General features: G+C 71.2%; 8 protein-coding genes. 3 read left to right on the forward strand and 5 right to left on the reverse strand.

The features are described from left to right. Positions 1-56: 56 nt before the first annotated feature. Positions 57-3,920 carry an SDR family NAD(P)-dependent oxidoreductase gene (locus tag TFC3_RS33250; protein WP_067510121.1) on the reverse strand — a complete coding sequence of 1,288 codons (3,864 nt, stop codon included), beginning with the start codon at positions 3,918-3,920 and terminating at the stop codon, positions 57-59. Next, the gene (locus TFC3_RS33255) at positions 3,917-4,789 is read right to left on the reverse strand and encodes an arylamine N-acetyltransferase (protein WP_067510123.1); all 873 of its coding nucleotides are present in this window, start codon (positions 4,787-4,789) and stop codon (positions 3,917-3,919) included. The genes TFC3_RS33250 and TFC3_RS33255 overlap by 4 nt, the downstream gene beginning before the upstream one ends. A gap of 128 nt (positions 4,790-4,917) precedes the next feature. On the opposite strand from TFC3_RS33255, the gene TFC3_RS33260 reads away from it, so the two are divergent. Next, complete coding sequence (locus TFC3_RS33260; RefSeq protein ID WP_067510125.1) at positions 4,918-5,166, forward strand: hypothetical protein; 249 nt, start codon at positions 4,918-4,920, stop codon at positions 5,164-5,166. 56 nt (positions 5,167-5,222) lie between these two features. On the opposite strand, the gene TFC3_RS33265 is transcribed toward TFC3_RS33260, so the two are convergent. Both TFC3_RS33265 and TFC3_RS33270 read right to left on the reverse strand, forming a co-directional pair. After that, positions 5,223-6,038 carry an AfsR/SARP family transcriptional regulator gene (locus TFC3_RS33265; protein ID WP_067510127.1) on the reverse strand — a complete coding sequence of 272 codons (816 nt, stop codon included), beginning with the start codon at positions 6,036-6,038 and terminating at the stop codon, positions 5,223-5,225. A 32-nt stretch (positions 6,039-6,070) separates the two neighbouring features. After that, complete coding sequence (locus TFC3_RS33270; RefSeq protein ID WP_067510129.1) at positions 6,071-6,409, reverse strand: hydroxyisourate hydrolase; 339 nt, start codon at positions 6,407-6,409, stop codon at positions 6,071-6,073. A 295-nt stretch (positions 6,410-6,704) separates the two neighbouring features. Here TFC3_RS33270 and TFC3_RS38355 point away from each other — a divergent pair, with 295 nt between their 5' ends. After that, positions 6,705-6,881, forward strand: coding sequence for a hypothetical protein (locus tag TFC3_RS38355; RefSeq protein ID WP_161952723.1), 177 nt, complete (start codon positions 6,705-6,707; stop codon positions 6,879-6,881). Between the two features lie 57 nt (positions 6,882-6,938). Here TFC3_RS38355 and TFC3_RS33275 read toward each other — a convergent pair whose 3' ends face one another. After that, on the reverse strand, positions 6,939-10,025 hold the full coding sequence (locus tag TFC3_RS33275) for an AfsR/SARP family transcriptional regulator (RefSeq protein WP_067510130.1): 3,087 nt from the start codon (positions 10,023-10,025) through the stop codon (positions 6,939-6,941). A gap of 283 nt (positions 10,026-10,308) precedes the next feature. On the opposite strand from TFC3_RS33275, the gene TFC3_RS33280 reads away from it, so the two are divergent. Then, positions 10,309-10,731, forward strand: coding sequence for a hypothetical protein (locus tag TFC3_RS33280; RefSeq protein WP_067510132.1), 423 nt, complete (start codon positions 10,309-10,311; stop codon positions 10,729-10,731). Positions 10,732-10,943 lie beyond the last annotated feature (212 nt).

Raw genomic sequence — 10,943 nt, forward strand, 5'->3', positions numbered from 1 at the left:
CTCGTACGGCGAGGGGTGCTGGTTCGCAATGCTCGGTGGTGGCGGTCGAAGCCGGGTCAAACCCCGGCCGCGGCCGGATCGGCGGTGTGCAGATGCGCCGCCAGGGCCTCGATCGTGGGATGGTCGAACAGCGCGGACCGTTCGATCGCGCGGTCCAGTTCCTCCTCCAGCCGGGCGTGCAGCTGCAGCATCGCGATCGAGCCGATGCCCAGCTCGTAGAACGGCTGACCGGCGTCCGCGCGGGTCCCGGTGACCACGTGCAGCACCGCGCCGATCCGCTCGGCCAGCCGGTTCTGCTCCGGATCGGCAGGTGCCCGCACCGCATCCGGCGGGGCGAGGCGGGCCACCGGAAGACGCCGGCCGAACAGGTCGCTCAGCTCGGGCTCGGTGTCGCCCAGCACGACCAGCGACTCGGCCGCGAGGTCCTCGACGGTGTCGACCAGCGCGGCCACCGCCGGCCCGGCCGGATCCCAGCCCAGGTGATACGTGCCGGGCGGGTTGCGCAGCGCCAGCCGGGTCAGCAAAGCCCCGGTCCGCCCGTCCACGCTCAGCGCCCCGCGCCGGCGCACAGCCGCCTGGTACGGGTTGTCGCGGTTGAGCCCGATGCCCTCCCACAATCCCCACGCCAGGCTGCGAGCCCGGACCCCTTGCGCACCCAGATGCTCGACCAGCGCGTCGGCGAAGCTGTTACCCGCGCCGTAGGCCGCGGTTCCGGCCAGGTGCAAGCTGCCCAGCAGCGAGGAGAAGACGACCAGTTCCGCATCGGGCCGCCCGGACAGCAGCCGGACCAGGTGCAGCGTGCCGGCAATTTTCGCCACGTTGCCCTCGGCCCAGTCGCGGGGACGTTCCTCGGCCAGCGTGCGGGTCGCGTACTCGTCGGCGAAGTGCAGGATGCCGTCGAGCGGGGCCTGCCAGCTCAATTCGGCGCGGTGCACGGCCCGGTGCAACGCGTCGGGGTCGCGCACGTCGACGCGGTCGTAGCGCACATCGTGCCCGGCGGCGGTGAACTCGTCGAGGAAAGCACGCAGCAGCGGATCGGTGTCCGGGTCGCGGCGCCCGATCAGGTGCAGGCTCAGGTCGTAGCGAGCGGCGAGTTCGGCGAGCAGCACCGCACCGATCCCGCCGGTGCCGCCGGCAATCAGGTACCGCCCGCCGCGGCGCAGGGCATCGCGGCCCGGTGCCGGCTCACTGACAGGTTCCAAGGCTTGCACGTACGGCCGCCCGTCACGCCACGCAACCTGGGTGCCCCGGCCCGCGGCGTCGGCCAGCGCCAGGCGCAGCGTCGCCGCGTCGGTGGCCGGGGCCTCGCCGGGCAGATCGATGTGCCGGGCCGCTGAACCGGTGCTCTCGGCGCCGCGCACCCCGGCCAGCGTCGCGCTCAGCGCCGCCGGGTAGGTGACCCGCTCGCTGCCGTCGACGCGGCGCAGCCGCCGGCTGAGCGTGACCAGTTCGGGTTCGCCGCCGAAGGTCTGCAACGCGCTGAGCAGATGCGCCCCGCAGCGGGCGACGTCCGTGCGCACCTGCGGGATCTCCGGCCACAGCAGGCTGTCCGGCAGGTAGCTCCACGCGAACAGCAGCCGCTGGGGGAGCAGGCCCGCTGCGGCCAGGGCGGTGTGCAGTTGGCGCCAGTGCGCCGGTTGCGCCGGATCGATCGTCCATTCCCGATCGTCCTGCTGGTACGCCACCCCGGCGCGAACCACCACAGCCCCCGGCTCACCCGCTCGCCACGCGTCGGCCAGCCCGAGATCGTCGGCGAACACCAGCGTGCGTACCGAGTCAACGGGCAGCGCGCAGGGCGGCGTGGCCCGCCACACCGGACGGTACGCACAGGCGGGCACGCTCAGCTCGTGATTCTGGGCGTACCTGTCGAACTCGCCCGCCGCCGTGCGACCCACCAGCACCGTGCGTTGAATCTTGCCGCTGGTCGTACGAGGGAACTCGGCTTCGCTCAACGGCACCACGTACGCCGCGCTGAGCCGCAGCCGAGCCCCCACCTCCCGCCGGATCCGCCCGCTCACCGCAGTGGTTTCCGGGTCCTCGGGCACGTAGAAGACAGCCAGCCGTTCGCTGCCACTGCGCGGATCGGGCACCCCGCAGGCCGCCACCAGACCGGAGCGCACCCCGTCCAGCGCCCCGCACAGGTCCTCGACCTCATGGCAGTAGTACTTCTCGCCGTTGATGACGATCAGTTCCTTGGACCGGCCGGTGATGGTCACCTCGCCGTCGAGCAGGAACGCCTGATCCCCGGTGTCGAACCAGCCGTCGGGGGTGAACGACTCGGCGTTGGCGGCGCGATTGCCGAGATATCCGGGGGTGACGCGCTCACCTCGTACCTGGAAACGCCCGATCGTGCCCTCGCTCAGCGTGCGGTGCTCCTCGTCGGTGATCCGCACCTCATAGCCCGGCGCGGGCGCGCCCATGGCCAGGAACTCGATGCAGTCCTCGGCGGCCACCCCGGGTCCGGCCTGGCGCAGCACCCCGGCGAGGCTGGACTTGAGGATGCGGCGGTGGCTGTGCTCGGCGGCGAGGAACTTCACGGTCGCCGCGGTAGCCGTCTCCGCCATGCCCCACATGTGCACCAGCGTTTGCGGGCCGATCCCGAACTTCTCGGTGCGCGCGATGAACTCGCGGATCACCGGCGGGGTGCACTGCTCCCCGGCGTTGAGCATGGTCCGCACGTGCGACAGGTCCCAGCGGCGCCCGCTTTCCTCGCGCAGCGCGTCGGCGATCAGCCGGTAACCGAAGTTCGCCGTCCAGGTGTGCGCGACCCGGTGCTGCTCCAGCAGATCCAGCCAGCGCAACGGCGACTCGGCGATCCACGGCGTCGCCGCGTGCAGGCTGTCGCAGCCCAGCACCACGTCGCGCAGCAGGAACATGACCACCGGGGCGACATGGTCGAACGGCAACCAGTTCAGGCTCGCCTCGCCCGGGCGGATCAGGTCGACCTGGCGGCTGGCCAGGGCGTTGCCGACGATCGCCCGATGCGTGACCTGGATGATCTTCGGGGTGCCGGTGCTGCCGGACGACAGCGTGCACATCGCCACATCGGCAGGCTCCGGGGTGTGCAGATCCGGGGCGGGTACACCGGTGTCCAGCTCGGCAACGCCGGCTGTGGCGATGATCGGCTCGTCGTACAGCTCGGCTGCCGCGGCCAGCTCGGCGCCGAGGATCAGGGGCCGGTCGAGCGCCCGCCACGCGCCGATCAGCTTGTCCAGCGCCGGGCTGCGGCCCTGCGTGCTGCCCGGATCGGCAACCGTCACGAACCGGATGCCCCCCAGCAGACACGCCCACACCGCAACCACATAGCCGGCCAGGTCCCGGTTCACGAGCACGACACAGGAACCCGCGCCCAGCCCGCGCGCCCGCAGCCCGCTCAGCACCCGGCGACCACGCTCGAAAAGCTCGGGATAGGTCTGGTACGTCTCGCCGTGCGCCCCGATCGTACGCACCCCGAGCTGCGGGAAACGATGCACAGCCGAGATGATCGCCTCGGTGACGGTTGCCGGGTCGCCGGAACCAACCACAAGCGAGGGTCCTTGCGCGTACGCCGAAACGTCGCTTGCCCCGGCATCGCTGGCTTCCCCGGTCCCGGCGGTAGGTGGTGGCGCGTCGGCATCGCTGAGGTGCAGCGGCGGCACCTCGCGCTCCACCGGCCGTACGGTCACGTCCTCCGGCAGTGTCGCCACGTCGACCACCGGGACGTTCGCCAGCGCGTCGAGGCACGCGTACGGGATGCGGCGCACCACGCAGATCACCGCGTCCGGGGCCGTCGCGGTGGCCACCCTGCGAACCTCGGCGGGGGTGATCAGGCCGGCGGGCGCGATGTAGGCCACCGTCCGGCCGTCACGCCGCAGCACCGCCGCATGGGCGATCTCCGGGCGGGCAAGCAGGGCCCGGCGCACCGCGTCAGTCGCGCTCATCGCACAGCCTCCGCCCGTGGTGGCCGGATTGCGGTGGCGAAATCGCGGGCGTGCCAGGCGTGGCGGACCCGTTCCCAGAGCGCGGTGCGCGCCTCGGCGTCCAGGCCGGGCATCCGGACCCCGAAGACGCCGGCCAGGGCCGCGTACCACTGCTGTTCCTCGGTGATCGTGGTGGACGTACGCCCGCCGGTGCTGACGTGGCTGAGCTGGCAGCCGATCAGCTCGTCGTAGCCGTGCGCGTGGTGGCGCTTCACCCAGCCGTACTCGAAGAAGATCGCCATGTGGGTGCCGGCCTGCTCGGCGTAGGGCAGCGCGAACTCCTCCGGAGCGGCGGGGCGCTCGGTGAAGTCCAGACCGCGGCAGGATTCACGCCGGTCGTAGTCCAGCCGCCATCCGCCGGGGGTGCGGTGCAGTCCGTAGTGGAAGCCGTTCTGCTCGTACCGGCCCTCGGTCAGCGGTAACGGGCGGTGAAAGCCTTCGCCCGAGCCGGCATCGAGCAGCCAGCGTCCCTCGGGGTTGCCCGCCGCCGGCAGGTGCCGCACCAGGATCACGTTGTGGGTGCCGTTCGGGCCCTGCGGCAGCGGCGCGAACCGGCTCTGCACCCCGGCCGGGTGCAGGCTGACGTCGTAGCCCAGCACGTCGAGCAGCAGCGCCAGCGCGCCGTTGAGGTGGTAGCAGACGCCACCGCGGCCGGTGCTGATGATGCGGCGCACCGCGTCCGCCGGGTCAACCCCGGGTAGCTGGTCGAGGGTTTCGAACGGGATCCGTTCCACGTGCGCCGCGTACAGGGCGGCAAGGTTTTCCGCGGAGGGCGGGAGCGCGGGCAGACCCAGCCGGTCCAAGTACGCCGCGACATCGATCGGAGTCATGGCGCGACGTTAGGCACCGAGACTGGAGCACCGGCCGAGCCGGCGTCGAGGGCGGGCTCTCGACCGCGGTTCGACCGGCGGCTCACACGCTGGGTGGCAGGTTCGACGTTCACCAGGAAAGGACCGCCATGTACATGCTTCCCGCCGAGGAGCCGGAACGCTCTCGCTTCGCCCAGGCCTCCGCGGAGGTGGGCCGGACCCTGCTGATCGGTCTGGCCTCCACCGGGGCCGCATGGGCGCCCGGCGCGATGATCCCGCCCATCGTCCCGCTGAGCCGCTCGCCGAAGACCGCCCCCGGCCCGGCCTGCGAGCCGGTGGCCGTTGCCGCCCGCCGGCCCTCGCTGCTGCGTCTGCTGTTCGGCCGCGTCGCCGGCTGAAGCACCACCCAGGGGCTCCCACCGGATCCGGTGGGAGCCCCTGTGGTCTGGGTTGCTCAGCCCGCCAGCGGCAGAGCCGCCTGCCGCTCGACGACCGGCGGCATCTCGTCCATCAGCACATCCTGCTGCAGCCGGCGCAGCTCGGCGGAGGGCTCCAACCCGAGCTCCTCGTCGAGGATCTTGCGCACCGACTGGTACGCCATCAGCGCCTCGCCGCGCCGCCCGCTGCGGTGCAGCGCCTCGATCAGCCGGGCGTGCAGCCACTCGTTGAGCGGGTAGGCCGAGACCAGCGTGCGCAGCTCCGGCAGCAGCTGACGGTGGCGTCCGAGGAAGATGTCGGCCTGGATGCGCAGCTCCAGCGCCCGGATCCGGCCCTCCTCGAGGTGCGCGGCGTGACCTTCCAGCAACCGCCCGGCCGGTACGTCGGCCAGCGCCGGACCGCGCCACAACCCGAGCGCCGCGCGCAGCTTGCCCGCGGCCTGTTCGGCGTGCCCGGCCTCCAGCAGGTGCCGGCCCTCGTCGCTGAGCCGCTGGAAGCGCACGGCGTCGATGCGGTCCTCGTCGACGCGCAGGATGTAGCCGGGGGCGGTGGTGACCACCAGGTCGTCGGCGTCCTCGACGATGCCGGCCGCGGTCAGCCGCTGACGCAGGTGGTAGATGTAGGTCTGCGCGGTGGTCACCGAGCTGCGCGGCGGCTCGGCCCCCCACAGCTCCTCGATGATCGAGTCGGTCTCGACCAGATAGTTGGCCCGCGCCAGCAGCAGGGCGAGCACGGTACGGACCTTGGGTGCGGTAGGACGGCACACGTTTCCCCCGTGGACCGCCGCCAACGAGCCGAGCATGGTGAACTGCAGCGTCGAATCGGTGATCATTTCTGTTCCTTCCTGCGGGACCGCAATCCCTTTCATGCCTTGCCGCCGAAATACATCGAATACGAATGCGGGGTCATCAGAACCTGGATCCGGCATTCGTGTGGCCGCTCCCGGATGCGGAAGACAATGCCGATCTCCGGATAGCCGGCGCTGACGCCGAGCCCGGAGAAATACGGGTCGCTTTCGAAGACCAGCCGGTACGGCCCGCGGCCCAGCGTGCCCGCCGCGAAGTCGCCGATGCTGCCCTCCGCGTCGGTCTCCGCCACCGCGATGGTCGCCCATTGCCCGTCGACGGGCTGTTCGAGCCGGGCCCGGACCCCCACTGCCGGCCGGCCGTAGACGCCGTCCAGGGCTTGCACTGAGAGCGTCATGTCATCTCACCTGTCCTCGCGTCCGGGCCGCCCTCGTGCAGGAGATCCGGCATCTGTACGACCGCCGGTGGTTCCGGCTGATGACGATGCTGCCCCGGGGGCTTATCGCCGGGGCTTCGCCGCGTTATTCGCCACCGTTATCGCCGATGGCGAAAGGGATAACAATGGCGATACCTAGAGCCGCTGTTAACCGATAATCCAGCGATGGCCGGGCTTGGCAATGTTTGCCTCAGCCCGGGGCGAACAATCGCCACCAGGGCGTTAATCCCTCCTTATTCCTGAACGGGGAATCGCCGTGCGCATCCACACCCTCGCCCAGTCGCTCAAGGTCCGCATCGCTGTGCTGGTGGCGGCGGTCGCTCTGCCGGTCACCGCGGTTGCGCTGCCGGCCCTGACCGTCTCCGCCACCACCGCGGGCGCCCCGATCACGACGGCTGGTACGCACACCGCCGGCGACATGCCCTGGGACTGATCAAGCACAACAACAGCCCCGGGCCACGGCCCGGGGCTGTGTTTTTGCAGAAGCGTTCTACGAAGCCGATGGGGCCGGGGTCAGCAAATCGGTGAGGTCCCCGGCCTCGGCGTAGGCATCGCTGAGCATCGGCAGCACCCGCACCTCGAAATGCTTCGCCCCGATGGCCCGGAAAAGGCCCAGCGCGCGGTGCAGGTGCACCACCGCCTGCCGCGCCTGCCCGACGGTCAGCGCGAGTTCGCCCTGCGCCATCGCCACCCGCCCCTCAACCAGCCGGTCCCCGGTCTCGCACGCCAGCCGCATCGCCTCGCGCAGATCCTCGGTGGCCTCGCCGGCGTGCCCGGCGCGCAACCGCGACACTCCCAGCCCGTGCAGGATGTACGCCTCCCCGATCGGGTCGCCGAACTCACGCACCACGCTCAACGCCCGGGCCAGCACCTCCACCGCCTCGTGGGCCCGGCCCGCGTGACGGTGCACCTCGCCGAGGCGGTGCAGCACCTGGGCCTCGGTGCGCCGGTTGCCGACCCGCCGGCTCAGGTCCAGAGCCTCGGTGAGCAGCTCGATTGCCGCGTCGAACTCGTTGTGCTCGATCCGGATGTGCGCGATGGTCTGCAGCACGTACGCCGTCGACACGAGATCGCCGTTGCGCCGATGGGTCTGCAGCGCCCGGCTGTAGTGATCGTCGGCCTGCGCGTAGCGGCCGCTGATCCACTCCACATGACCGAGGTGCTGGTTGACCAGCGCCGTGCCGACCTCATCGCCGATCCGGCCGAAGATCTCCACCGCCGCGGTCAGGTTGTCCCGGGCGTCTCCGGTGCGCCGCTCGATGACGTTGAGCGAGCCGGTCGAATACAGCATGGCCGCCTGACCCCGCTTGTCGCCGGCCTGGCGGGCCGCGGCCAGTGCGATCTGATGCGTCTCCCGCCAGTCGCTGAGATAGTTGCGCGACTCGAACAACGGCACCGCGGTCAGCGCCAGGCTCCAGCAGTGCTCGACCAGCCCCGCCTGTGCCGACTGGCGCACCGCCGCCACGATCGCTGCGCGTTCGCGTTCGAACCAGGCCAGCGGCGCCTCGACGATCTGGCGCATGTGCCGCTCGGGCAGCGGATAGACCTGATCCGACACCGGGACCTGCAGGTAGTCGCCGCCGTGCACCCCCCGGCGGGCCTCGCGCGAGATGTACAGCAGCGCGCCCATCACCCGCTCCAGCGCCGCCTCGCGCTCGGCCGTGGCGTCCTCGGCGACCAGACGCTCGCGTGCGAACACCCGGATCAGGTCGTGGAAGCGGTATTGGGCGTGCACCCCGCGACCCGAGCTGGTGGTCTCGATGAGCTGCGCGTCGGCCAAATCGTCGAGCAGGTCCTGCGCGCCGGAGAACGGCTGATCCAGCAGCGCCGCGGCCACCCAGGCCGGGAAGTGCGGAAAGTTGAGGATGGTCAGCAGCCGGAACAGACGCCGGGCGTCCTCCTCCAGGTGGTCGTAGGTCAGCGAGATGCTGGCCCGGATGCCCAGCCCGCTGTGCTTGAGCTCGTCCAGCCGGCGGGCCTCGTTCTCCAGCCGCTCGACCAGGTGGTCGACGCTCCAATGGGGCCGGGCGGCCAGCCGCGCCCCGGCGATGCGCAGCGCCAGCGGCAGGTGCCCGCACAGCCCGGCCAGCTCGGCGGTGGCCTGCGGCTCCGCCTCGATCCGCTCGGCCCCGGCGATGCGGGCCAGCAGCTCCATCGAGTGGTGCTCATCGAAGACGTCCACGTCGACGTGCACCGCGCCGGGCAGCCCGCCGAGCCGGCCCCGGCTGCTGACCAGCACCGCCGAACGCGAGGTGCCCGGCAGCAGCGGCCGGATCTGCCCCTCGTCACCGGCGTTGTCCAGCACCACCAGCATCCGGCGGTCCGACAGCAGCGCCCGGTACAGCTCGGCGCGCTCATCAAGGGTTTCCGGCAGTGCGGTGCCCGGCACGCCGAGGGCGCGCAGGAAGCGCTCCAGCACCTGTTCGGCGCCGATCTGGTCGACGTGCCGGCCGTGCAGGTCGGCGAACAGCTGGCCGTCGGGATAGCGGTCGGTAAGCCGGTGCCCGGCGTGCACCGCGAGGGTGGTCTTGCCGATGCCGGGCTTGCCGGCGATGACCACGACCGGCACGGCGTAGCCCGCGGTGCAGCCCGAGGCCACCGTGAACTGCTGCTCGATGGCCTCGATCTGCCGGTCGCGGCCGGTGAAGTCGGCGATGTCGGTGGGCAGCAGCCGCGGCCCCGGCGTCCCGGCCGGCTCGGCCGCCAGCGGCACGGGCACGGACAGGGTTTCGGTGGCCACCGGCACCGGTGGTGCCGGCAGTTCCTCGGGCACGGCCGGGATCGGTGCGACCGGCGGCGGGGCCGGCGACGCGGCGCTCGGCTTGGCCAGGCTCAGCCGCGGGTCGGAGGTGAGGATGGCCCGTTCGAGTTCCTGCAGCTGCTCGTTGGGCTCCAGGCCCAGCTCGTCGATCATCCGCAGCCGGGCCGAGCGGTAGGTGGCCAGCGCCTCGCTCTGCCGGCCGGCGCGGTAGAGCGCCACCATGAACTGCCCACGCAGTTGCTCGCGCAGCGGGTGCTCGCTGACCAGAGCGCCGAGTTCGTCCACGACCTCGTGGTGGCGGCCGAGCTTGAGCTCGAGGTCGAGGCACTCCTCATGCGCGGTTATCTTGCGGTCGGCGAGCCGGTCGGCCGCCGAGCGCACCACCTGGCTCTCCACGCCGTCGAGGGCGGGGCCGCGCCACAGGCTCAGCGCCGAGCGGTACTGCCCGACAGCCTCCTCGAACCGCTGGCCCTCGCGCGATTGCCGGGCCTGGGTCAGGTTGCTCTCCCAGCGCTGCAGGTCGAGACTGCCCTCGGGGATCTGCAGCGAATAGCCTTGCGAGCGGGTCAGGATCGCGTCGGGCATGCCGTGCCCGGTGAAGAAGCGCCGCAGCGCGGAGATGCAGATCTGGACCTGCACCCGTGAGGTCGAGGGTGGATCTTCGCCGTACAGCGCCTCGATGAGGCGGGGGGTTCGGATGACCCGGTTGGCTTCCAGGAGCATGGTGCCGAGCACCACTTGCTGGCGCAGACCTCCGAGATCGAGGACTTCGTCGCCGAAGACAACCTCCAGCGCGCCGAGAATGAGGAACAGCATCTAAGCCACCTCGTTCCGTGCTCGCGGCCACCCGCAGACCCGGCGTCCTCGAGCTCTATGGTTACCCATAGTGATGTTCCCCCGCATGGTTCGAGGCTATGCAAAGCCGGTCGATGTCTGCCACCCGTCTGCGCGGCGCCTGGTCATTCCAACGGATCGCAATCTTTGCCCGATACGGTCCTTGCCATGCGGATGCATTCTGTTCTAAGCGGTGTGCCTTTCGTCCCGGATTCGAGGCGTACGGGGCAGCCTCGCGGGATCCCAGGCCGGTGAAAGGAAACCGATGTTCGCAGACGACCCGCTGTCACAGCTTTACCCCTTGCACGGACCCTATGACCCGGTGCGCACCACTGGCGCCGCCCACCTGGTCGACGACCTGATCCGCTATCTCACCTACGCCACGAAGCACGAGACGGCCGTGCCCGGCGTTAACGAAGCGTACGAAATGGCAGGTTCGCTCAAGCTGGCGAGCGGCAAACTCCCGCAAATGCTGCACCAACTGTCGGTCCGAGCCGTCGCCGATCCCGCCCGCCCCGAGTCGCAGCAGGTGGCGGACGCCCTGCAGCGGGCAGGGGAGGCGGCCGGCGCCTTGACCGGTGCCCTGGCGGCTGTCCAATCTACGCTGCGTAACCTGGCTCTGGCCCCCGCACCGCCCGGCGCGACGATTCTCGGCTTTCCCGAGCCCGGCGGTCAGCTCGCCGCCTGAGCGGACCTTGACGTATGCACGGCTGTCGATTAGACCGGGGGGTGACCCGAGGTCGACGCCGTGGAGGTTCGTAGTGCGCAAGCATCGTCTGTCCGCCCTGCTGGTGCTCGCCGTCACCACTGGCCTCGGCCTCGCCAGCGCAGCCCCAGCCGCAGCCGCCGCGCATCCAACCCCGCCCAGCACCCCCACCAGCGGCCCCTGCGCCTACACCC

Origin of the sequence: Actinoplanes sp. TFC3, assembly GCF_001553785.1 — a bacterium.
Classification (GTDB): Bacteria; Actinomycetota; Actinomycetes; order Mycobacteriales; family Micromonosporaceae; genus Actinoplanes.